Raw genomic sequence first — 23,506 nt, forward strand, 5'->3', positions numbered from 1 at the left:
TGCGCGCGAGTCGAGGTCAGGGTGGACGGCATCGTCCAGGGGGTCGGGTTCCGCCCGTTCGTGCACCGGCTCGCCACGGGGCTCGGCCTGCACGGGGTCGTGGGCAACGACGAACGCGGCGTGCTGATCGAGGTCGAGGGGAACCCGGAGGCCGTGGCCGCGTTCACGGACGCCGTACGGCACCGGCCACCTCCCCTGGCGAGCGTCGAGCGGGTGACCACGCGCCCGCTCCCGGTGACCGGCGAGCCCGGGTTCCGCATCGTGCCGAGCACCGGCCGCGACCACGGCCGCGCGCTCATCTCCCCCGACGTCGCCACCTGCGACGACTGCCTGCGCGAGCTGTTCGACCCCGCCGACCGCAGGCACCTGTACCCGTTCATCAACTGCACGGCGTGCGGGCCGCGGTTCACGATCGTCACGGCATCCCCGTACGACCGGGCGGGCACGACGATGGCGCCGTTCGCCATGTGCCCGGCGTGCGCGGCCGAGTACCACGACCCGTCGAGCCGGCGCTTCCACGCCCAGCCGGTGTGCTGCCCCGCCTGCGGACCCCGCCTACGCCTCCTCGTCCCGGCCGGAACCGAGGACGCACGGCCGCCGGGCAGGTGGGCCGAGGTCGCCGGCGATCCCATCGCGGGCGCGGCGAACGTCCTGCGCCGGGGCGGCGTACTGGCCGTCAAAGGTATCGGCGGCTACCACCTGGCCGTCCGAGCCGACCTCGAGGACGCGGTGGCCACGCTGCGCGCCCGAAAGCGCCGCGCGGAGCGACCGTTCGCGGTAATGACTCCAACCCTGGCGACAGCCCGCCACCTGTGCACGACGGACCCGCACGAGGAACGACTCCTCACCGCCCCCCAACGCCCCATCGTCCTCCTAGCCAGACGCCACATCCCCTCCACTCCCCGCGTCCCCGAACCCGGCCTGGCATCGGCGCAGGGTGTCCGTGCCGGGGACGGTGGAGACGGTTCCGCGTGCGGTGCTGAGCAGCGGAGTGGAGATGTCGCCGCGGCGGTGGGGCCACTCGTCGATGCTTCTGTGGCCCCGCTTATCGACCCGTCCGTGGTGACGCTCATCGCTCCTTCGGTGGCGCCCTGTGACCGGATGCTCGGGGTCATGCTGCCGTACTCCCCCGTGCACCATCTGCTCCTGCGCGAGTTCCCGCAACCGATCGTTCTGACCAGCGGGAACGTGTCGGATGAGCCGATCGCCTACCTGGACGCCGACGCGCTGTCCCTGCTGGGCGGCCTGGCGGACGCTTTCCTGCTTCACGACCGCGCCATCCGCACGCGGGCGGACGACTCGGTGGTCCGGGTGGTGCGTGGGCGCGAGGTGCCGGTACGCCGGTCGCGTGGGCACGTTCCCCGGCCCTCCCCGCTCGTACGCGCGGCACGCCGTCCGGTGCTCGCGTGCGGGGCCGAACTGAAGCACACCTTCTGCCTGGCGCGGGGCCGGCACGCGCTGGTGTCCCAGCACATCGGGGACCTGGAGAACTACGAGACGCTGCGGTCGTTCACCGAGGGGGTGCGCCACTTCGAGCGGCTCTTCGGCATCCGCCCCGAGGTCGTGGCCCACGACCCGCACCCCGAGTACCTCTCGACGAAGTACGCGCTGGAGCGGGGGGATGTCCAGCTTGTCGCCGTGCAGCACCACCACGCGCACATCGCGTCGTGCCTCACCGACAACGGCGCCGCGGGCCCGGTGATCGGGGTGGCCTTCGACGGCCTCGGATACGGCCTGGACCGCACGCTGTGGGGCGGGGAGTTCCTGGTGGCGGACCTGACCGGGTTCCGGCGCGCCGGGCACCTGGCCACGGTGCCCATGCCGGGCGGCGCGGCGGCGATCCGCCAGCCCTGGCGCATGGCGGCGGCCTACCTCGCAGACCTCTCCCCGAGCGTTCCGGACAGCGTTCGACAAGGTCCTACCGACGGAGCGGCCCACCTCGCGAGTATCTCCGGCAGGTTTCCCGATGGCGGACACCGGGACCCCGCCGATGGAGCGGCACAGCTCACCGGTCTCTCCATGAGCTTTCCCGATATCGGACGACGGGGCCACGCCGAGGGAAACGCCGGGACGGCCGGGCTCGCGGTGCGCGAGCGCAACGCGGCGCGGTGGGACGCGGTGACCGCGCTGGCCGCGCGGGCCGTCAACGCCCCGCTCACCTCCAGCGCCGGGCGCCTCTTCGACGCGGTCGCCGCGATCGCCATCGGCCGCGACACAGTGAGCTACGAGGGTCAGGCCGCCGTCGAACTGGAACGCGCCGCCGCCCCCGGAGAGGCGGGCACATACCCCTGCCGCATCATCGGGGCCGGGCGCGCGGAGGGGCCGGGGGCCGGGCGCGCGGACGGCGGGGAGGAGATGTTCGTCGCGATGGGGCACGACCTGGTGCGCGCGGTGGTGGACGACCTCGGGGCCGGCGCGGAACCGGGGGTGGTCGCCGCGCGCTTCCACAACGGGGTGGCCCGTTTGATCGTGGAGGGATGCGTGCGGCTGCGCGAACAGACGGGACTGTGCGTGGTGGCGCTGTCAGGCGGGGTGTTCCAGAACGCGCGCCTGGTCGCCGGGACGACGGCCGGGCTGGAAGAGCGAGGCTTCACCGTCCTGACCCACAAGAACGTCCCCCCCAACGACGGAGGCATCAGCCTCGGCCAGGCGGCAGTGGCCGCCGCCCTCAGCCACCCGGGATGAGCGGCCGACTGGGCCACCCAGCATGAACGACCACCCTCGGCCACCGCCATGAATGGCCGCCCTTGGCCACCCGACATGAGCGGCCGCGCTCGGCCACCCACCGTGAACGGCCACCTGGGTCACCCGGTGGAGGCGGCCCTCGGCCACCTGGCGTGAGTGGCCTCCCGGCCGTCAGCGGCGCGGAGGGCCGAGCGGTCCTCCGGGCAGCCCGGGCGAGGCGACCGACGGGTCTCCTGGACGGACCACCCCAGTAGTCGGTTTCCCAGGCGGACCCCTGGCGGACCCTCCAGTCGGGACGCCCCCGCATGGTCGGCCGCTACCGTTCTCGGTCCGCGATGAGGTGGATGCGGACGTGGACTGTGGGGTGGAGGCGGAGCATCAGCAAGCGCGGGGGCTGGAGGCCGTAGTCGCGGATGTCGAAGGACTGCTCGCCCTCTATGAGGAGCGTGTGGTCGTCCGGGGCGGAGACGGTGATCTCTCCCTCCGCGGGGCGGGTGACGCCGTGGAAGGAGAGCCGGCCGCGGACCAGGTAGCGGCCCGGGTCGGGCAGGGCGGTCACGTCGGTGGCCTCGCCGACGACGTGCGGGTGGGCGCGGACGTCGACCCGTCGCCGCAGCTCGCCGTCGTACAGGGCGTTGCCCGAGCGCAGGCGCGCCACGGGCAGTTCCAGGCGCATGCGCGGGGTGGTGGCGAGGTCGAGGAGGCCGCCGGTGAAGGCGCCCTCGATGTAGCCGGTTACGCCGTCGGCCTCACCGTGGATCGGGTGGACGCTGCTGCTCGCCTCGATGCCGATCTTCGACCGCGTGGGCGAGAATCGTTCGGTCATCGCCTCACTCACCTTGTGGGGATCCTTCCTCCAGTATCCCCGCGCGGCGTCCCCGAACCCCGGGCGGTATCCCTGTCCCGCCGTTCACGCGGACGGCGGGCGGCCGGGGGTGCGGGTGGGGTCAGGAGGATTGGGTGGCGCGGCGGGCGGCGCGGGCAAGTTCTACCTTGGCGCTGGCGGCGTACTTGTCGACGTACTCCTGGCCGGACAGTTCCATGAGCGCGTACATGATCTCGTCGGTGACGGCGCGCAGCACCAGGCGGTCCTCCTCCATGCCGTAGTAGCGGGAGAAGTCCAGGGGCTTGCCGTAGCGGACGCCGGGGCGGATGCCGAACTTGGGGAACGGCCGGCCGGGGGGCATCATCTCGAAGGTGTCGACCATGGCCCAGGGGATCACCGGGACGCGGGACTCCAGGGCGAGCCGGGCGACGCCGGTCTTGCCCTTGTAGAGCCGCCCGTCGGGCGAGCGGGTGCCTTCGGGGTAGATGCCGAGCAGTTCGCCCTCGCGCAGGACGCGCAGGCCGGTGCGCAGCGCCGCCTCGCTGGCCTTGCCGCCGGATCTGTCGATCGGCACGGTGCCGACCCCGGTGAAGAAGAGCCGGGTGAAGAAGCCCTTGATGCCCTTGCCGGTGAAGTACTCGGCCTTGCCGAGCGAGATGACCTTGCGCGGGAGCGGCAGCGGGCCGAAGAAGTGGTCGGCGAACGACAGGTGGTTGCCGGCGAGGATCGCCGGGCCGTCCTTCGGGACGTTCTCCTTCCCCTCCGCCCAAGGACGGAACAGGAGATGGAGGAACGGGCCGAGAATGGCCTTGACCACCCAGTAGAACACGCGGGGCACCTCATTCTCTGGCTCGTCTCCGGCTGGTCCGGCGTCGTCGGGCCTTCTTGACGATCACGGCGGTGTGCCGCGACGTGGCGTCATCTTCGCATGCCCGGCGCACCGGACCTACACTTGCGAGCCCCTCAACCGCGACACCGAGCTTACGGATCTCGCGGCGGAGCCGGGAACGTGCGACGATCAGGCGAGCGTGTCAGGGTGGGGACAGGAAGGAAACGTCATGCCGCTCATGCCGGGCGCCGAGCCGTACGAGCACGACGGCGGCCAGATCGGCGTCCTGCTCTGTCATGGTTTCACCGGGACTCCGCAGGCGCTGCGCCCGTGGGCCGATCATCTGGCGGCAGCGGGCCTGACGGTGTCGCTACCCAGGTTGCCGGGTCACGGCACGACCTGGCAGGAGATGAACCGCACCCGCTGGGAGGACTGGTACGCCGAGCTGGAGCGCGCCTTCGAGTCCCTGCGGGGGCGTTGCGCGGAGGTGTTCGTCATGGGCCTGTCGCTCGGCGGGTGCATGGCGCTGCGGCTGGCCGAGGTCCACGGCCCCCAGGTGCGAGGGCTGGTGATCGTCAACCCGTCCGTCGTGAGCGACGTGCCGCTGCTGAAGCTGGCGCTGGTGCTGAAGTTCCTGGTGGCGTCGGTGCCGGGGGTGGCGGGCGACATCAAGCGCGAAGGGGTGGCCGAGGTCGGGTACACCCGCACCCCGGTGAAGGCGGCGGCCACGCTGCCGCGGCTGTGGTCGCTGGTGCAGTCGGAGCTCGGCCGGGTGACCCAGCCCGTGCTCGTCTACCACAGCCCCGAGGACCATGTCGTGAAGCCCGCGAGCGTGAAGCTGCTGAGGGAGGTGATGGGTGACAACCTGACCGTGCGCGAATGCGTCGACAGCTACCACGTCGCGACTCTGGACAACGATGCCCCCGAGATCTTCGAGGGCAGCCTCGAATTCATCAGGATTCACGCCTCGGTACCCTTGCAACGAGACTGACCGGCCTTACGGCGAGGCGGCACGGCGGCGGACCTCCGCGAGGCCGGGCCGCCGGCGGCGGAGCCGGCCCGGTAACGCGATCAGCACCAGCCATCCAGTCATGATCATGAGCATTGGACGAATCGAAGTGACCGGTGACGCCGCAGAGCGATGAGGACGAGGTCTGGCGTCAGATCGTCGCCTCCTTCAACCAGACCGCCGAAGCCCCTTCGGCCACCCAGCCCTGGCCGGACCGCGAGAACGTCCCGGCCGAGGACGCCTCCCAGGCCGTGACGGCCCGGCCTCCCGCCGAGGCCCGCGAGGAGACCGGCGAACAGCGTCCCCCCACTCCGCCGGAGGACGACGACGATCACTACATCCCGCCTCCGCCTCCGCCGCTGCCGAAGATGGACCCGGGCACGAAGATCGCCTGGCTGGCGCTGTTCGGCGGCCCCGCCTACCTGCTGCTCGCCGCGCTGCTGACGTGGCCGATGGACGGCTGGATCATCTTCACGGCGATCGCCGCGTTCATCGGCGGCTTCGTCGCGCTGATCGTGCGCATGGGCGACGGCCCTCCCCCGGACTCGGGCTGGGACGACGGCGCGGTCATCTGACCGTCCCCGTCCCATCCGAGGCCCGTGGTCACCGCTGGGCCGGGGAGGTCGGGGGCCGCGGCGTGCCGTCCGCGGAGCCGCCCTTGGAGGTGTACGGCCGGAAGCGTTCGACGGCGTCGGTGTACCGCTCGTCGGCGTCGACGACGTGCCCCACGGCGAGGGTGAGGTCGCCGACGTGGGTGACGGCCTGCAGGCGCATGGTGCGCGGCGCGGGCGCGGAGCGTCCCCGCACGACGCGCCAGGCGGAGCCGGAACTGCGCAGCAGGAACGCCTGGCCCGCGTGCTCGGGGTCGTAGCCGGACGCCCAGAAGCGCCCCTTGCCGTCCCCGGCGACGCCGTACAGCTCGGCGTGCCGCGCCGGGAGGCCGGCCCGGCTCCACCGTTTGCCGTTCCAGGTGAGCACGAGGGGGGCGACCTTCTCCCCGTCGCGGTAGACGCCGCCCACGGCGACGGCCTTCTTGGGGCCGTCCACGGCGACGTCGCGCAGGAATCCGCCGTCGATGGACGGGGCGGGAACGGTGTCCCAGGTGTCGCCGTCGAAGCGCATGATCACCGGCCGGGTGCCGTCGTCGCCGACCGCCCAGCCCTGGTCGCCCTTGCGGGTGAGCGCGACGCCGTACAGGGTGCCGTTCTCCTCGCCCTCGGTGACCGACCAGCCGGCGGAGTCGGCGGTGGCGATGAGGGGGTGCTTGCCGCGGCTGCCCACGGCTACCGTGCGGCCGGGCACGGCGGCCACGCCGCCGAGCCAGTCGGTGGAGCCGAACTGGGGCACGCTGACGCGGTCGAAGGCCGAGCCGTCGCCGCGCACGACGTACGGCAGGCCGTCGTGCCCGTCGCCGACGGCCCAGATCTCGTGCGAGGAGGGGGCGGCGACCGAGCGCAGGTGCCCGGCGCCGGAGGCGTCGTTGCGGATGCCGATCTCGGTCCACGCCGAGCCGTCCCAGTGGGTGATGACGCTGCGGTTCTGCCACGCCTCCCAGACGTCCTCCTGGCCGACGGCCCAGATGTCGTTGGGGGACAGCCCGGCGACGTCGGACAGGGAGGCGTCGGCCTTCAGGCGCGCGGTGGCCGACTGCTGGAGAAGCGCGGACGGCGACCGGTCGGCGGCCTGGGGCCGGGCCGGGTCGACGTGGGCGTGCGCCGCGGATGTGGCGCGCAGGAATCCACCGGTCAGCACGCCGGTCAGCAACACGCACAAGGGCAGGGCACGCCGCGACAGGCGGCGGGACATGACCAAATGGTACGTGTCCCGTCATCACGTGCGCGTAAGGTACGCCAGTGTTGACCGAAAGGTCACCTGAACTCGTCCTGCCCGTCCCCGTGGCGACGACGGCCGGACGCCTCAGCGGGTGGCGAGGTCGGCGACGACCGGCAGGTGGTCGCTGGCGGCCCGCAGGTCGGCGACCCGCGCCTCGACGCCGCCGCAGGACCGCACCTCCAGCCCCTCCCCGGCCAGGACGGCGTCCAGGCGGTCGCGCGGCTCGCGCGCGGAGAAGGTGAGCCCCTCGCCGCGCGGCGCGAGCGCGTAGCAGTCGGCCAGGCCGCGGGTCAGGTAGGTCCACACCGGGTCGCCCGGCCGCTCGTTGAGGTCGCCCGCGATGACCACCGGCGCGCCGTACCGCAGGGAGATGGGGCGCACGAGCCGCATGATCTCGACGGCGTGGCACAGCCGCGCGGCGGCGTGCAGGTCCAGGTGCACCGAGGCGACGGTGACGCGGGTGCCCGCGTGCGCGACCACGGCCACGGCGACCGCGCGCCGCTCCAGGCCGGCGAACGGGCGCAGCAGGTGGCTCTCGGCGTGCAGGACCCGGGTGCCGGGGGGGGCGAGCACCGCGACGCCCCCGAACCGCCTGCCGGTGACCACGCGCAGGCCCGCGGAGCGGGCCAGCTCGGCGCGCCTGCGCCGCCAGCGCGTCAGGCGCGGGGCCTCCTGCACGCACAGGACGTCCGGGGCCATCGCCGTGATGACCCGCGCCAGCGCCGCCGTGTCGTCGTACATCGACCGGACGTTGTAGGTGCCGACGCGGATCATGACCTGCTCCGGGCGCGGGTCCTCAGGGCTGCCGCGCCAGGTCCGCCGCGCCCACCAGCCCCGCGGACGCCCCGAGCTCCGCCGTGCGCAGGTCGGGGTGCGGGCGGTGCTCGCGCGCGGTCAGGGCGCTCAGGAACGCGGCGCGCGCCTGGTCCAGCCACAGGTCGGCGGCACGCGAGACGCCGCCGCCGAGGATGAAGCACCCGGGGTCGAGCACGGCGGCGATGTCGGCCAGGCCCTGGCCGAGCCAGCCGGCCAGGGAGGAGAACGCGGCGAGCGCGGCCTCGTCCCCTTCGCGGGCGGCGTCGGTGATGTGCTCGCCCTCGATGTCGGACACCGAGCCGCCGGCCAGTTCCAGCATGCGGGCCGCGCGCCCGGGGTCGGCGGCGGCGATCACCCGGGCCTCGTGGACCAGGGCGTTGCCGCTGGCGTACTGCTCCCAGCAGCCGAGGTTGCCGCAGCCGCACAGCCGCCCGCCCTGGACGACCTGCATGTGGCCCATCTCGGCGCCCATGCCCCAGCGCCCGCGGTACAGGGTGCCGCCGAAGACCAGGCCGCCGCCGATGCCGGTGCCGACCGTGACGCACACGACGTGGCTCTCGCCGCGTCCGGCGCCGAAGCGGTACTCGCCCCAGGCCATGGCGTTGGCGTCGTTCTCGACGACGACCGGCATCCCGACCCGTTCGGCGACCTTCTTCTGCAACGGCTCCTCACGCCAGGCGAGGTTCGGGGCGAAGCGGACGATCGACCGGGTCTCGTCGACGAACCCGGCCGCGCCGACTCCCACGGCCTCGACGTCGTGGCGGCCCGCGAGCTCGCCCACGACCTCGGCTATCGTGTCGGCGACCTGGTCGGGGCTCTCGGCGGGCGTGTGCCGCAGCAGGTCCTCCACGATGCGGCCGTCCTCGTCCACGACCCCGGCGGCGATCTTCGTGCCACCGACGTCGACGCCGATCGTCAGCGCCATGTCTCATCCCTTCCCCCGGGGCGTGCCACCGGGCCCTCAGCCCAGGTCGATGTGCTCCACCCGGGTGTCCGTGCCCCCTCCTGCGCCCCCTGCCGGGCCGCCGGCGCCCCCTTGGCGGCCCTGGACGCGCGCGCCCCCAGGCTCGGCGGTCCGCGCGACGGCGTCCACCGCCTGGCGGAACGCGGCGAACAGCTCCCCGGCCGCCGCCACCAGATGGTCGCCGACGTCTCCCCCGGCCTCGCGCCGCGCGGCCTTGAGCCGGCACACAGGGCAGGCCCGGCAGATGTACTCGTCGTCGTGGTGCCCGCTCACGGCCTCGCCCCACACGTCGCCGTGCGAGCGGCCGCCGCCGCCGGCGCCGAACGCCTGCCCGAGCCCCTGGCCGAGGCCGCTGACGCCGCCCTTCACGAAGCCCTTGCCGATCTCGCGGCCGACCCGCTGCTGCAGGGAGTCGAAGAGCTTGCGCGCCTCGCCCGCCATGGACCCCAGCGTGTCGGGGATCTCGCGGGCGATGTCACGGCCCGCGCCCAGCGCGGCGTCCCTCGCCCATCCGGCGGCCGAGTCCAGGCCGGTGTCCCAGCCCGCGCCCCTGCCGGGGTCAGCGCCGGTGTCCGGGCCGGTGTCCCGGTCCGCGTCCCGGTCCGTGTCCCTGGCCGGGTCCGGGCCGGAGCCGCGCTCGGCGCGCCGCTCCTCGTCCCGGCTCCTCAGCCATTCTTCCCGGTCGTCGCGCCCGCCGGGCACGGCGCCGCCGGTGTTGTCGTTCATCTCCGTCATCAGGCCCCTCCTGCCTCGAACCGTACCCGGAGGCGGCCGTCGCGGAGCGCCGCGTCGCGCACCGATCTTCTGGCCAGCGCGGCGGGCAGCGCCAGCACGCGGCGGTAGGACCCGGCGGTGATGATCAGCTCGTCGCCCTTCCTGGCCAGGCCCACCTCGTCGCGGCCGGCCAGCGGCAGGGCGAGGCTGAGCTCGCGCACCTCGCCGTCGGCGCGGATCACCAGCGGCGGCTCGCCGGACGGCGGCGCGAACGGGTCCGCCCCGCCGTACAGCTCCCCGGCCAGCGCGGCGAGCGCCTCGGCGCCGATCGGCTCGGCGGGGAGGTAGGGGACGGTGTGGACGGGCAGCGGCGCGAACGACTCGTGGACGGCGGCCAGGTGGCGCGCCTGGGACTCCACCCAGCCGCGCCGCCAGGGGTCGGAGCCGGTGTCGGGGAAGACGCGGTTGGCGACGACGGCGTCCACCCGGTACCCGTACAGGCTGAGGGAGGTGAAGGTGCGGCGGGCCTCGGCCACGACGACCGCCTCGGGCGTGAGCACGAGCCGCACGGAGGCGTTGTCGCCGGTCAGAAGGTCGCGCACGCCCATGAGCCCGGTGTGCAGCCGCTCGCCGGCGGTGACGACCGCGTCCTCGGGGAGGGTGAGCCTGGCGACGTGGCGGATCACGGGGGCCAGCGCGCGCAGCAGCTTGCGTCCCGCGGGCAGCAGGCGGTTGACGTGCCAGTCGAGGGCTTCCGGCAGGGCGAGCAGGCGCAGCGTCTCGGCGGTGGGGGCGCAGTCGACCACGACGACGTCCCAGCGGCCGGTGCCGGCCTGCTCGCGCAGTTCCAGAAGGGCGATGACCTCCTCGGCGCCGGGCAGGACGGTCAGCTCCTCGGAGGTGATCTCGTCGAGGCCGAGCTCGGCGAGCACTCCCCTGGCGTAGTCGCGCAGGTCGCCCCAGTGGCGTTCGAGGGCGCGCTGGGTGTCGACCTGCTGCAGGTACAGGTTCGGGGCGATCTCGGCGGGCTCGCCGGCGCCGGGCACGCCGAGCGCGTCGGCCAGCGAGTGCGCGGTGTCGGTGGAGACCACGAGCGTCTTGTGCCCCCGGCGGGCGGCGAGGGTGGCGGTGGCCGCGGCGACGGTGGTCTTGCCGACGCCGCCCTTGCCGGTGAACAGCAGGATCCTGGGGCCCGCCTCCCCCGCGGGACCGGCGACGCCCGTCGCGCTCATCGGCCCTCGACGCGCTTCTTGAGGCCCTTGAGCGCGGTGTCGACGATGACCTTCTCGGCCTTGCGCTTGACCATGCCGATCATGGGGACCTTCAGGTCCACGGCGAGCTCGTAGGTGACCTCGGTGGCGTTCCCGGCCGGGACGAGGCGGTAGGCGCCGGTGAGCGCGGAGAGCATCTTGCCGGACTCGACGATGTGCCAGTCGACGGCCTCGTCGCCCCGCCAGGTGTAGCCGAGGGTGTACTCGTCGCTGATCATTCCGGCGTCGAGGCTGAAGCGGACGGCCGCCGGACGACCGTCCTCGCCCACCGACAGGATCTTCGCCGCCTTCACCTGGCCGGCCCATTCGGGGTAGGCGGGGAAGTCGGCGATGACCGCCACGATGGCCGTCGGATCGGCCGCGATCGTGATGCTGGAGATGGTGCGATCAGCCATGCGCTTACCGTACTCGTTCCGCGCCCGCGGACGTGCGCGCGCCGGGCCGCGCCGCCCGCGCGGACGGCGGGAGCCGGAGGGGCGTCACAGGTCGAGGACGAAGGGGGTTCCCCGGCCGCGGAAGTGGCCCACGTTGACGCACTCGGTGCGGCCGATGCGGGTGCGGGCCGCCAGGGGCTGGTGGACGTGGCCGAACAGCGCGTAGCGGGGCTGGGTCTCGCGGATGGCGGCCAGGGTGGCCTCGCTGCCCCGCTCGAACCGCCGCGCCACGACGTCGTACAGCAGGCCGGGGACGGCGGGCGGGATGTGGCAGCACAGGACGTCCACGGCGCCGACCGCGCGGACCTTCCTGGCGAACTCCTCGTCGTCGAGCTCGGTGGGGGTGCGGTAGCGGGTGCGCAGGCCGCCGCCGACGAACCCGAAGGTGAGGCCGCCGATCTCGGCGGTCTGGCCGTCGAGCACGTGGTGGCCGTCCCTGACATAGTCGGCCCACAGGGCGGGCAGGTCGACGTTGCCGTAGGTGAGGTAGGCGGGTGTGGGCATCGCGGCGAACAGGCGGGCGTACTGCTCCCGCACGGCGCGCTCGATGTGCTCGCGCGGGTCGCCGCCGAGGGCCCGCCACAGCGCGGCGGACATGTCCCGCGCCTCGTCCAGGCGGCCGGCGGTGCGCAGCCGGACGTACTCGGTGGCGCGCTCGGCGCCGAACAGGTCGGGGAAGATGCCCTGGGAGTGGTCGGCGTAGTCGACGAAGAGCAGAAGGTCGCCCAGGCAGATCAGCGCGTCGGCGCCGTCCGCGGCCCGGGCCAGGGCGTCGGCGCGCCCGTGGACGTCACTGACGACATGCACCCGCATGACGGACATCGTAGACGCGCCGGCGGCCTACCTATCGCTTGTCCGGGTGAGCGACACGTCGCTCACGACAGGGCTACCGGACGGACGACACTGATAGCGTGGATTCGCCCGTGATAAGGGGTCTGTGACGGAACTACCGGCGGTCCGCCAGAGGAGTTGAACGTGCGCGAGTACAGCGTTCCCGTGCTGGTGGACGTCCCGGCGTCCGCCAACTGCGCCGACACCGTCTTCACCCGCGGCGAGCAGGAGCCGGACACCGTGGTGATCAGCCGCAAGGACGGCGGCGCCTGGGTCCCGGTGACCGCGGCCGCGTTCCGCGACCAGGTCGCCGGGGTCGCCAAGGGCCTGATCGACGCGGGGGTGCGGCCCGGCGACCGGGTGGCCCTGATGTCGCGCACCCGCTACGAGTGGACGGTGGCCGACTACGCCATCTGGGCGGCGGGCGGGGTCGGCGTGCCGATCTACGAGACCTCCTCGGCCGACCAGGTGAACTGGATCGTCTCCGACAGCGGCGCCACCGTCGTCATCGTCGAGAGCGAGGCGCACGAGGAGGTCGTGACGCGGGCCGTCGCCGGCCTGCCGGACAAGCCGTCGGTCTGGTGCGTGGACCAGGGCGCGTTCTCGCGGCTGACCGCGGGCGGCGCCGACGTCCCCGACGAGACGCTGAAGGAGCGCCGCACCTCACGCGGCGGCCGCGACCTCGCCACGATCATCTACACCTCCGGCACGACCGGGCGCCCCAAGGGCTGCCGCCTCAGCCACGACAACCTGCTGTTCACCGCGCGCAACGTCGCCACCGGCCCGCTGGAGGCCCTGTTCGAGACGGACGGCCGGGCCGCGCTGCTGTTCCTGCCTCTCGCGCACAGCTTCGCCCGCCTCATCCAGGTCGTGCTCATCGAGACCGGCACGGTGCTCGCCCACACGCCTACCATGAAGAACGTCGCGCCCGACCTCGCGGCGTTCAAGCCGACGTTCCTGCTCGGCGTGCCGCGGGTGTTCGAGAAGGTCTACAACGCGGCCGAGCAGAAGGCCTCGGCCGGGGGCGCGCTGAAGAGCCGGATCTTCCACCGCGCGGTGGCCACCGCGATCGCCTGGAGCACGGCCGAGAGCTCGGGCGGCGCGGGCGCCGGGCTGCGGCTGCGGCGGGCCCTGTACGACCGGCTCGTGTACGCCAAGCTGCGCGCGGCCACCGGCGGCCGGCTCACCGCCGCGGTGTCGGGCGGCTCGGCGCTCGGCGAGCGCCTCGGCCACTTCTTCAGGGGCGCGGGCATCGAGGTCTTCGAGGGGTGGGGGCTCACCGAGACCTCCGCGCCCTCGACGGTCAACATCCCCGGCGCCAACAAGATCGGCACGGTGGGCAAGCCGTTCCCGGGCGTGACGATCGGCGTGGCCGGCGACGGCGAGGTGCTGGTCAAGGGCCGCCACGTCTTCGACGGGTACTGGAACAACGAGGGGGCCACCGCCGAGGCCGTCGACGCCGACGGCTGGTTCCACACCGGCGACGTCGGCGAGCTGGACTCCGACGGCTACCTGCGCATCACGGGCAGGAAGAAGGAGCTCATCGTCACCGCGGCGGGCAAGAACGTCGCGCCCGCCCCCCTGGAGGACCGCATCCGGGCCCACCCGCTGGTCAGCCAGGCCATGGTGGTGGGCGACGACCGGCCCTTCGTCGCCGCCCTGGTCACGCTGGACCCCGAGGCGCTCGACCAGTGGAAGAACGCCAACGACAGGCAGGGGGCCTCGATCGCCGAGCTGGCCTCCGACCCGGCCGTCGTGGCCGCGGTCCAGTCGGCGGTGGACGAGGCCAACACCCTGGTCTCCAAGGCCGAGCAGGTGAAGAAGTTCGTGATCCTCGACACCGACTTCACCGAGGAGAGCGGCCATCTCACCCCCTCGCTGAAGGTCAAGCGCAACCTCGTCGTGCGGGACTTCGGCAAGGACATCGACAATCTGTACGCGGTGGACACCCGCGCATAGGCGTCCCCGGTACGGTGGCCGAGTGTGGTTGAAGGCATCCCTCAACGGCGGGCGCGCGCCGGGCGAACACCCCGCGCTGCCGCTCACTCCTCAGGACCTGGCCGACGACGCCCGCGCCGTGGCCGCGCAGGGAGCGTCGGCGGTCCACGCCCATCCCCGTGACGCCGGCGGGCTGGAAACACTCGCCGCGCCGGCGGTCGGGGCCGCCGTCTCCGCGATCCGCAGGGCCGTGCCGGGGCTGCCGGTGGGCGTCTCGACGGGCCTGTGGATCACCGGCGGCGACGTGGAGGCCCGGCTGAGCGCGGTTCGCGCGTGGGCGCCGCTCCCCGACGAGGAACGGCCCGACTTCGCCTCCTGCAACGTCTCCGAGCCGGGGTTCCACGACCTTGCCGTGGCCGTGCTGGAGTCCGGGGTGGGCGTGGAGGCCGGGGTGTGGTCGCGGGACGACGCCGAGGAGCTGGCCGCCTCCGGTCTGGCCGGCCGGGTCATGCGCGTGCTCGTCGAGATCATGGACGCGTCCGCCGAGGACGCCGTGCCGGAGGCGGCGCGCGTCCTGGACAGGCTCGACGCCCTCGGCCTGACCGCTCCGCGCCTGCTGCACGGCGAGGGCGCGGCGGCCTGGCCGCTGCTGGAGGAGGCGGTGCGCCGGGGGCTGCCCGGCCGCATGGGCCTGGAGGACGTCCTGCACGGGCCGTCCGGGGAGCCGGTGAGCGGCAACGCCGAGCTGGTCCGCCTCGCGCTCGCCCGCTCCGCGCAGGGGTAGGCGGCCACCGGCCACCCCTTCCCGGCGGTTAGATTCGCCTGCCCAGGGCAGCGACCGGCCCGGGAGGTGCCCGCCGACGCCTCAACGCACGGGAATCGCCTCTATACGATGGCGTGACGGGGCGTTGGGGCCCGGATTGTTAAAGGTGGTCATGGTGGAGAACGTCAGCACGGCCAAACGCGGACGACCCTCCCGGGGCGGGACGGGAAGCCCGGACGTCGACCTTCGCCAATTGCTGGCCGGGCTCACGGCCGTCCGCGACGGCGACTTCGGCACGCGGCTCCCCGAGGACGGCGACGGCCTCTACAAGGAGATCGCCACCGTCTTCAACGGCATGGTCGACCAGCTCTCGTTGTTCACCTCCGAGGTGACGCGCGTGGCCCGCGAGGTCGGCACCGAGGGGCAGCTCGGCGGCCAGGCCGAGGTCCCCGGCGTGTCCGGCACCTGGGAGGACCTGACGGACTCGGTGAACGCCATGGCGGGCAACCTCACCGACCAGGTCCGCAGCATCGCCCAGGTCACCACGGCCGTGGCGCGCGGCGACCTCTCGCAGAAGATCACCGTTTCGGCGCGCGGCGAGATCCTGGAGCTGAAGAACACGATCAACACCATGGTCGACCAGCTCTCCTCCTTCGCCGACGAGGTCACCCGCGTGGCCCGCGAGGTCGGCACCGACGGACGGCTGGGCGGCCAGGCGCAGGTCACCGGCGTCGCCGGAACCTGGCGCGACCTGACCGACTCGGTGAACTCGATGGCGGGCAACCTCACCGACCAGGTCCGCAACATCTCGCAGGTCGCCACGGCCGTGGCACGCGGCGACCTCTCGCAGAAGATCACCGTCTCGGCGCGCGGCGAGATCCTGGAGCTGAAGAACACCCTCAACACCATGGTCGACCAGCTCTCCTCCTTCGCCGACGAGGTCACCCGCGTGGCCCGCGAGGTCGGCACCGAGGGGCGTCTCGGCGGCCAGGCGGACGTCAAGGGCGTGTCGGGCACGTGGAAGGCGCTCACCGAGTCGGTGAACGTCATGGCCGACAACCTGACCGCGCAGGTCCGCAGCATCGCCGAGGTCACCACGGCCGTCGCCAAGGGCGACCTGTCGCAGAAGATCCGCGTGGACGCCCGCGGCGAGATCCTGGAGCTGAAGGAGACCATCAACACGATGGTCGACCAGCTCTCGGCGTTCGCCGACGAGGTCACCCGCGTGGCCCGCGAGGTCGGCACCGAGGGCAACCTCGGCGGCCAGGCCACCGTCCGCGGCGTGTCGGGCACCTGGAAGGACCTCACCGACAACGTCAACGTCATGGGCTCCAACCTGACCGGCCAGGTCCGCTCGATCGCGCAGGTCGCGACCGCCGTGGCGCGCGGCGACCTGTCGCAGAAGATCACCGTCGAGGCCAAGGGCGAGGTCGCCGCGCTGGCGCAGACGATCAACACGATGGTGGAGACGCTGAGCGCGTTCGCCGACGAGGTCACCCGCGTGGCCCGTGAGGTCGGCACCGAGGGCCAGCTCGGCGGCCAGGCGCGGGTGCCGAACGTCGCTGGCACCTGGAAGGACCTCACCGACAACGTCAACTCCATGGCGAACAACCTGACCAGCCAGGTCCGCAACATCGCCCAGGTCACCACGGCGGTCGCCCAGGGCGACCTGACCAAGAAGATCGACGTGGACGCCCGCGGCGAGATCCTGGAGCTGAAGACCACGATCAACACGATGGTCGACCAGCTCTCCTCGTTCGCGGCGGAGGTCACCCGCGTGGCCCGCGAGGTGGGCAGCGAGGGCCGCCTGGGCGGCCAGGCCGAGGTCGAGGGCGTGTCGGGCACCTGGAAGCGCCTGACCGAGAACGTCAACGAGCTGGCCGGGAACCTGACCCGCCAGGTCCGCGCGATCGCCGAGGTGACCAGCGCGGTGACCTCCGGCGACCTGACCCGCTCGATCACCGTGGACGCCTCCGGCGAGGTGGCCGAGCTCAAGGACAACATCAACTCCATGGTGAAGTCCCTGCGTGAGACCACCCGCGCCAACGAGGAGCAGGACTGGCTGAAGACCAACCTGGCCCGCATCTCCGGCATCATGCAGGGCCACCGGGACCTCGCGGTCGTGGCCGAGCTGGTCATGAACGAGCTGGCGCCGCTGGTCCTGGCCCAGCACGGCACGTTCCTGCTGGCCGAGGACACCCCACGCGGCATCGAGCTGCGCGTGGTCGGCACCTACGGCCACCAGGAGGTCTCGCGCCGCCACTCCCTCGGCGAGTCGCTGGTGGGCCAGGCGGCGCTGGCCAAGCGCACGATCCTGGTCGAGGACGTCCCGGCCGGCTACCTCACGATCTCCTCCAGCCTCGGGCAGGCGGGCCCGGTCAGCCTGATCGTCCTGCCGATCGTCGTGGAGGACCAGGTCCTCGGCGCGATAGAGCTGGCCAGCCTCAACAACTTCACCCAGGTCCACCGCGCCTTCCTCGAACAGCTGGTGGAGACGATCGGCGTCAACGTCAACACGATCGTCGCCAACGCCCGCACCGACGCCCTGCTGGCCGAGTCGCAGCGCCTGGCGACCGAGCTTCAGGTCCGGCAGGAGGAACTGCAGCGCTCGAACGCCGAGCTGGAGGAGAAGGCGGAGCTGCTCGCCCAGCAGAACCGCGACATCGAGACCAAGAACAGTGAGATCGAGCAGGCCCGCCAGGAGCTGGAGGAACGCGCGCAGCAGCTCGCGCTGGCCTCCAAGTACAAGAGCGAGTTCCTGGCCAACATGAGCCACGAGCTGCGCACCCCGCTCAACTCGCTGCTCATCCTGGCCCAGCTCCTCGCCCAGAACCCGGCGCGCAACCTGACCGCCAAGCAGGTCGAGTACGCCAACGTGATCCACTCGGCGGGCACCGACCTGCTGCAGCTCATCAACGACATCCTCGACCTGTCCAAGATCGAGGCGGGCAAGATGGACCTCACGCTGGAGCCGTTCCACCTGCGCCAGCTCCTGGACTACGTCGAGGCCACCTTCCGCCCGATGACCACCGAGAAGGGGCTGCGGTTCGACGTGCGGATCGCCCCGGACGTCCCCACCCAGCTCCTCATGGACGAGCAGCGCCTGCGCCAGGTGCTGCGCAACCTGCTGTCCAACGCGGTGAAGTTCACCGAGGCCGGGTCGGTCGAGCTGCGCGTCGAGCGCGGCACGCTGGAGCCCCACGGCGGCCCGCCGCAGGAGGCGCTGGTCTTCCACGTCACCGACACCGGCATCGGCATCGCCGACGAGAACCTGTCGCAGATCTTCGACGCCTTCCAGCAGGCGGACGGCACCACCAGCCGCAAGTACGGCGGCACGGGCCTCGGCCTGTCGATCAGCCGCGAGATCGCCGCGCTGTTCAACGGCGAGATCCGCGCGGTGAGCGCGCTCGGCGAGGGCAGCACGTTCAGCCTGTACCTGCCGATGAGCGGCTTCGCCCAGCAGCCCTCCGCCGACGCCCGGCCGGAGGCCGCCGCGCCGGCGGTGCCCGAGATCCTGCTCCGCCAGCCGATCGACCTGCCGGCGCCGGTGCCGGTGGATTCCGCGCCGGACGAGGAGGGCCGCAGGCTGCTGGTCGTGGAGGGCCGGGCCAACGGCCTGCTGTCGCTGCTGGCGCAGAGCGTGGTCGCCGACCTGTCGGTGACGCACGGCCCGGTGCGGGTGACCACGGCGAGCGACCCCGACAGCGCCATGGCCGCGCTCACCTCGTCGGGCTACCACTGCATCGTGCTCGACCTCGGCATGCCGCACGACGCGGCGGCCGAGTTCCTGCGCAGGCTCGACGACGACCCGGTGCTGCGCACGCTGCCGGTGCTGGCCCACCACACGCGCAAGCTGACCCGCAACCAGGAGAAACTGCTGCAGGGCCGGTCCCGCACCCAGCCGCTGGAGCGCCTGCCCAGCCTGGACGAGCTGCGCGAGCGCATCACGCTCCACCTGTCGGCCAAGGGGCCCGGGGACGTCCTGCCGCTGGTGCAGGCCACCCTCGAAGAGGCGCCGCGCGACGTCGAGCAGGTCGACAGCGGCCTGCTCGGCCGCAAGGTGCTGGTGATCGACGACGACGTGCGCAACGTGTTCGCGCTGACCAACATCCTGGAGCTGCACGGCATGCAGGTGCTCTACGCCGAGAACGGGCGCAAGGGCATCGAGATGCTGATGCGCAACGACGACGTCGATCTCGTGCTGATGGACATCATGATGCCCGAGATGGACGGCTACGCGGCGACGGCCGCGATCCGCGAGATGCCGCGCTTCGCCAGCCTGCCGATCATCGCGGTCACGGCCAAGGCCATGCACGGCGACCGCGAGAAGACCCTCTCCTCCGGCGCCAGCGACTACGTCACCAAGCCCGTCGACTCCGAGGAACTGATCGACCGCATGCAGCGCTGGCTCCAGCTCTGACCCGGCGGCGGACCTCGATAAGGACCGCCGCCCGCCCGGAGGCTCAGTCCTTCACGGCGCCGCCGAGGCCGGCGACGAGGCGGCGCTGGACGGCCACGAAGAAGATCAGGACGGGGATGGTCATGAGGGTGGAGGCGGCCATGATGCCACCCCAGTCGTTCTCGTCCGGCTTGAAGAAGACCAGCAGCGCGGCGGGCAGGGTCTGGTTGTCCTTGGCCGAGATGATGAACGTCCTTGCGAAGATGAAGTCGTTCCAGGCGGCGATGAACGAGAACACGCTGGTCGCGACCAGGCCGGGGGCTACCAGCGGGAACAGGATCCGCCAGAGGATCACCGCGCGGCTCGCGCCGTCGATGGTGGCGGCCTCCTCCAGCGCCTCGGGGACCGCCGCGACGAAGCCGCGCATCATCCAGATCGCGAACGGCAGCGAGAACGCCAGATGGACCATGATCAGCGATCCGAGGGTGTTCAGCCCGACGCCGGGCACGACCGCGCCGATGTCGCGGACCAGGAAGAACAGCGGGATGGTCAGCGCCTCGACCGGCACCATCTGCGCGATCAGGAACATGATCAGCACGGTGGTGCGGAACCGGAAGTGGAACCGGGTCACCGCGACGGCGGCGAGGAACGCCACGACGGCCGACAGGACGACGACCGTGAGGGCGACGCCGAGGCTGTTGAGGAAGTACCGGCCGAAGTCCTCGCCGCCGAGCACCCGCCGGAAGCTCTCCAGCGTCGGGTGCAGCGTCCAGGGGCGGACCTCCAGCGACTGGATCTCCCCCGGCGGCTTGAACGCCGAGAGCACCATCCAGTAGATCGGGAAGAGCGTGACCAGGGCCGCGACCACGGCGATCGTGCTCGCGACCACGCGGGACCTGTTCACGGCGTCCCTCCGCGGACGGCGTGCGGCGCCGGCGTTCCGGCCGGGCAGGCGGGGACGGCGGGGGCGCGGGAGGTCACAGCTTCTCCCCTCCTCGGTAGAGGGCGCGGATGTAGAGCAGGGTGACGACCAGCAGGATCAGGGTCATGACGACGCCGATCGCCGAGCCGAGCCCGTACTCCGAGGAGCCGAAGGCGGTCTGGTAGGCGTACACGTTCAGCACCGAGTTCTGTCCCGCGATGCCGCCGCCGCTGGTCATCACGTACACCTGCGTGAAGATCTTGAAGTCCCAGATGATCGACTGGATGACCACGATCGTGATGAGCGGGCGCAGGATGGGCACCATGACCCGCCAGAACGCCTGCCAGGCCGAGGCGCCGTCCAGCGCCGCCGCCTCCAGCACCGAGCCGGGGATCGCCTGGATGCCCGCGTACAGCGTCACCATGACGAAGGGGAAGGAGTGCCACACGACGGTGGCGCCGATGATGAGGAACGCGACCCACTTGTCGTAGAACCAGTTGTACCCGTCGAGGCCGAGCACCTGGTTGACCAGGCCGAGGTCGGCGTCGAAAAGGAACATCCACACCGTGGACCCGGTGACGGCCGGCGCCGCCCACGCGGCCATGGCCGCCAGCGACAGCAGCAGGCGGGGCACCCGTCCCGCCTTGGTCAGCACCACGGCGAGCGCCGCGCCGACGGCCAGGGTGGCGACGACCAGCGCGGCGGCGAACACCACGGTCTGGGCGAGCACCGACCAGAACCGCGGGTCCCCGGCGAGGGCCGCGTAGTTGGCCAGGCCGATGAAGCGGGTCGGCTCCCCGCCGCTGACCTGGGCCTGCCGGTAGTCGAACACCGACAGCAGGCCGAGCATGTAGACGGGGTAGCCGAGCAGGGGCAGCAGGACCGCCGCCGCGGGGAGCAGGTAGATCCAGGGCCGCAGCCGGCCGGCGCGGCGCGGCGCCGCCCGCCCGGCGCTCGTGGCCGGGCCGGCGGGCGCCGTGGTAACCGTCGTCATGAGCCGCCGAACGCCGCCTTGACCGCGGCGGCGGCCTCCGTCGTGGCCTGCTCGACGGTGGCCTGCTTGGTGGCGACCTTCTGCAACATGGTCGGGATGACCTTCTGGTTGTCGATCTTCACCCAGGCGGGGTCGATCGGCACGAACCGGGTGCCCGCCGCGACCGTGTCCATGAACGGCTTGAGGAACGCCTCCTTGGCGGCCAGCTCGTCGCGCGCCGAGGTCAGGGTGGGCAGGTTGCCCATGGCCTCGAACATCTTCGTCTGGTAGGTCTTGCCGCCGAGAAGCTGCAGGAACTTCACCGCCAGCGAGCGGTGCTTGCTGTTCTTCATGACGCCGAGGTTGTTGCCGCCCGCGAAGGCCGGGGCGACCGAGCCGGGCTCCTGGCCGGGCAGCGGCATGACGGCGTACTTGCCCGCGGCGGCCCCGGCGTCGATGGCCGACCTGTTGAAGTTGCCGGCGATGGCCATGGCCGCCTTGCCGCTGGCGAACAGCTCGACGGTCTTGCCGCCGGTGAGGCCGGCGCACGCCTGGGGCGGGCAGTTGTCGTCCGCGAGCAGGTCGGTGTACTGCTTCACGCCCTTGCGCGACTCGGGCGAGTCGAGCTTCTCGATGTCGCCGCCCGCGCTCCACACGAAGGGAAGGGCGCCGAAGGTGTACTCGCCGCCGGCCGCGAGGCCGTACAGGTCCGGCTTCTTCTCGCGGATCCCGCGCGCGGTGGAGATCAGCTCGTCGATGCTCGCCGGCGGCTTCAGCTTGAGCTCGTCGAAGACGTCGGTGCGGTAGTACAGCGCGCGGATGCCGATGTACCACGGAAGGCCGTACACCTTGCCGTCGACCGTGGCGGTCTTCAGCAGCTCCGCGTTGACGTCCTTGCCCTCGGTCCACGCCTGCAGGTCGGCGCCGAGGTCGGCGAACCCGCCCGCGGCGGCGTACTCCGCCAGGTCGGTGTTGCCGTACTCGGCGACGTCGGGGGCGCTGGCGGGGTCGTTGAACGCGCCCTTGAACTTCTCGTGCCGGGCGGGGGTCGTCGGGATGTAGGACACCTCGACCTTCACCCCCGCGTTCGCGGCGGTGAACTCCTTGATGGCCTCGCCGACGACCTTCTCCTTGGGGGCCCGGTTCGGCTCGTCGAAGAGCCACACCCGCAGCGTTCCCGACTTCTCGTCTCCGCCGCTCGTCGCCGGGGCGGTGGAGGGCGCGCAGGCGGCCAGGGCCAGCAGGGCCAATCCCGCGACCGCCCGGTCAAGCATTCTCACAGCAGTCTCCTCCCGTTGGCGGCAGACCTTAGAAAGCGGCCCGCGATCACGGGAAGAGTCAGGGTGATTTGTTGTGCATTGCGGAATCTTATGGTGCAAAGTGGCGTCATCGGCTTTCGTGAGCCTAAGTTGACCTGCGTGTTCGATAAGCCGGATCACCGTTCCACGACCCCCCTGACCGGCCCCGCCACTCCCGCGCGCAACCAGTCGCTGTCGCTGCGGCGCGCGCTGGCCGTGCTCGACCACGTCCGCGACCACGCCGGCACCGGTCAGGGCCTGTCCCTCACCTCGCTGGCCGAGGAGCTCGGGGTTTCCAAGAGCACCGTGCTGCGGCTGACCACCCCGCTCATCGAGGCCAGGCTGCTGGAACGCGACCGCAGGACCGGCGCCTACCGGCTCGGGCACGGCGCCCTGCTGCTCGGCCAGGCCTACCTCGCCACCCTCGACCTGCGCACCGTCGCCGCCGAGGAGTCGCACCGGCTGATGACCGAGGTCCGCGAGACCGTCCACCTGGTGGTGTACGACCCGCCGGACGTGGTCTACATCGACAAGGTGGAGAACACCGCGACCGTGCGCATGGCCTCGCGCATCGGCAGCCGCGTGCCCGCCTACCGCACCGCCGTGGGCAAGGCGATCCTCGCCTGGCAGCCGGAGGCGGACCTGCAGCAGGTCGTGGCCGCCGGGATGCCCGCCGTCACCCGCTTCACCATCACCGACCCGGCCCACCTGCGCGCCGAACTCAACAGGATCCGCCAGCGCGGCTACGCGGTGGACGACCGCGAGAACGAGCCCGAGGTGCGCTGCGTGGCCGCCCCGATCTTCGGCCACGGCGACGCGGTCACCGCGGCGATCTCCGTATCCGGCCTGACCTCGCGGATCACGGCCGCCCGGGTGCGCCACCTCGGGCCGCTGGTGGCCGAGGCGGCGCTGCGCGTCTCCAGGAAGCTGGGCGCCACCCGCTGACCCCGCGCGGCCGCCGATCGAGGCCGGGCAGAGGGGGCCGGCCTCGATCGGCCACC

19 protein-coding genes are annotated in these 23,506 nt (G+C 72.4%); 7 read left to right on the plus strand and 12 right to left on the minus strand.

All coding sequences use genetic code 11. From position 1 onward, the window contains the following. The first annotated feature begins 21 nt into the window (after positions 1-21). On the plus strand, positions 22-2,685 hold the full coding sequence (locus tag BJ982_RS39945; RefSeq protein WP_311772293.1) for a carbamoyltransferase HypF: 2,664 nt from the start codon (positions 22-24) through the stop codon (positions 2,683-2,685). A gap of 316 nt (positions 2,686-3,001) precedes the next feature. Here BJ982_RS39945 and BJ982_RS31965 read toward each other — a convergent pair whose 3' ends face one another. Then, on the minus strand, positions 3,002-3,511 hold the full coding sequence (locus BJ982_RS31965) for a YceI family protein (protein ID WP_184886235.1): 510 nt from the start codon (positions 3,509-3,511) through the stop codon (positions 3,002-3,004). Positions 3,512-3,632: 121 nt separating this feature from the next. Continuing rightward, positions 3,633-4,340, minus strand: a complete 708-nt coding sequence (locus tag BJ982_RS31970) for a lysophospholipid acyltransferase family protein (protein WP_184886237.1) — start codon at positions 4,338-4,340, stop codon at positions 3,633-3,635. Between the two features lie 229 nt (positions 4,341-4,569). Here BJ982_RS31970 and BJ982_RS31975 point away from each other — a divergent pair, with 229 nt between their 5' ends. Both BJ982_RS31975 and BJ982_RS31980 read left to right on the plus strand, forming a co-directional pair. Beyond that, on the plus strand, positions 4,570-5,331 hold the full coding sequence (locus BJ982_RS31975; protein WP_184886240.1) for an alpha/beta hydrolase: 762 nt from the start codon (positions 4,570-4,572) through the stop codon (positions 5,329-5,331). A gap of 134 nt (positions 5,332-5,465) precedes the next feature. Continuing rightward, positions 5,466-5,924, plus strand: coding sequence for a hypothetical protein (locus BJ982_RS31980; protein ID WP_184886242.1), 459 nt, complete (start codon positions 5,466-5,468; stop codon positions 5,922-5,924). Positions 5,925-5,952: 28 nt separating this feature from the next. Here the strand turns inward: BJ982_RS31980 and BJ982_RS31985 are convergent, their stop codons facing one another. From BJ982_RS31985 to BJ982_RS32015, 7 genes are all read right to left on the minus strand, one after another. Beyond that, the gene (locus BJ982_RS31985; RefSeq protein WP_239122835.1) at positions 5,953-7,155 is read right to left on the minus strand and encodes a hypothetical protein; all 1,203 of its coding nucleotides are present in this window, start codon (positions 7,153-7,155) and stop codon (positions 5,953-5,955) included. A gap of 111 nt (positions 7,156-7,266) precedes the next feature. Next, positions 7,267-7,956 (minus strand): endonuclease/exonuclease/phosphatase family protein, encoded by a 690-nt coding sequence (locus BJ982_RS31990; protein WP_184886244.1) that lies wholly within the window; start codon positions 7,954-7,956, stop codon positions 7,267-7,269. Positions 7,957-7,978: 22 nt separating this feature from the next. Then, on the minus strand, positions 7,979-8,923 hold the full coding sequence (locus BJ982_RS31995; protein ID WP_184886246.1) for an ROK family glucokinase: 945 nt from the start codon (positions 8,921-8,923) through the stop codon (positions 7,979-7,981). A gap of 36 nt (positions 8,924-8,959) precedes the next feature. Beyond that, positions 8,960-9,697, minus strand: coding sequence for a hypothetical protein (locus BJ982_RS32000; protein WP_184886248.1), 738 nt, complete (start codon positions 9,695-9,697; stop codon positions 8,960-8,962). Next, entirely contained in the window at positions 9,697-10,908 is a 1,212-nt protein-coding gene (locus tag BJ982_RS32005) for an ArsA family ATPase (protein ID WP_184886250.1), read from the minus strand. The genes BJ982_RS32000 and BJ982_RS32005 overlap by 1 nt, the downstream gene beginning before the upstream one ends. Beyond that, entirely contained in the window at positions 10,905-11,342 is a 438-nt protein-coding gene (locus tag BJ982_RS32010; RefSeq protein ID WP_184886252.1) for an SRPBCC family protein, read from the minus strand. The genes BJ982_RS32005 and BJ982_RS32010 overlap by 4 nt, the downstream gene beginning before the upstream one ends. Positions 11,343-11,426: 84 nt before the next feature. Next, the gene (locus tag BJ982_RS32015; protein WP_184886254.1) at positions 11,427-12,194 is read right to left on the minus strand and encodes a metallophosphoesterase family protein; all 768 of its coding nucleotides are present in this window, start codon (positions 12,192-12,194) and stop codon (positions 11,427-11,429) included. 162 nt (positions 12,195-12,356) lie between these two features. Here BJ982_RS32015 and BJ982_RS32020 point away from each other — a divergent pair, with 162 nt between their 5' ends. The 3 genes from BJ982_RS32020 to BJ982_RS32030 all read left to right on the plus strand — a co-directional run bounded on the left by BJ982_RS32020 (position 12,357) and on the right by BJ982_RS32030 (position 19,333). After that, positions 12,357-14,171, plus strand: coding sequence for an AMP-dependent synthetase/ligase (locus BJ982_RS32020; RefSeq protein ID WP_184886256.1), 1,815 nt, complete (start codon positions 12,357-12,359; stop codon positions 14,169-14,171). Positions 14,172-14,193: 22 nt separating this feature from the next. Next, positions 14,194-14,934 (plus strand): 3-keto-5-aminohexanoate cleavage protein, encoded by a 741-nt coding sequence (locus tag BJ982_RS32025; protein WP_184886257.1) that lies wholly within the window; start codon positions 14,194-14,196, stop codon positions 14,932-14,934. Positions 14,935-15,085: 151 nt separating this feature from the next. Beyond that, complete coding sequence (locus BJ982_RS32030; protein WP_184886258.1) at positions 15,086-19,333, plus strand: HAMP domain-containing protein; 4,248 nt, start codon at positions 15,086-15,088, stop codon at positions 19,331-19,333. Positions 19,334-19,376: 43 nt separating this feature from the next. On the opposite strand, the gene BJ982_RS32035 is transcribed toward BJ982_RS32030, so the two are convergent. The 3 genes from BJ982_RS32035 to BJ982_RS32045 all read right to left on the minus strand — a co-directional run bounded on the left by BJ982_RS32035 (position 19,377) and on the right by BJ982_RS32045 (position 22,481). Then, positions 19,377-20,216, minus strand: coding sequence for a carbohydrate ABC transporter permease (locus BJ982_RS32035; RefSeq protein WP_184886259.1), 840 nt, complete (start codon positions 20,214-20,216; stop codon positions 19,377-19,379). Positions 20,217-20,289: 73 nt separating this feature from the next. Then, positions 20,290-21,228, minus strand: coding sequence for a carbohydrate ABC transporter permease (locus BJ982_RS32040; protein WP_184886260.1), 939 nt, complete (start codon positions 21,226-21,228; stop codon positions 20,290-20,292). Beyond that, positions 21,225-22,481, minus strand: coding sequence for an extracellular solute-binding protein (locus BJ982_RS32045; RefSeq protein WP_184889618.1), 1,257 nt, complete (start codon positions 22,479-22,481; stop codon positions 21,225-21,227). The genes BJ982_RS32040 and BJ982_RS32045 overlap by 4 nt, the downstream gene beginning before the upstream one ends. Before the next feature lie 144 nt (positions 22,482-22,625). Here BJ982_RS32045 and BJ982_RS32050 point away from each other — a divergent pair, with 144 nt between their 5' ends. Continuing rightward, complete coding sequence (locus tag BJ982_RS32050) at positions 22,626-23,450, plus strand: IclR family transcriptional regulator (RefSeq protein ID WP_239122836.1); 825 nt, start codon at positions 22,626-22,628, stop codon at positions 23,448-23,450. Positions 23,451-23,506 lie beyond the last annotated feature (56 nt).

This window comes from Sphaerisporangium siamense (assembly GCF_014205275.1).
In the GTDB taxonomy this organism is placed as follows: Bacteria; Actinomycetota; Actinomycetes; order Streptosporangiales; family Streptosporangiaceae; genus Sphaerisporangium; species Sphaerisporangium siamense.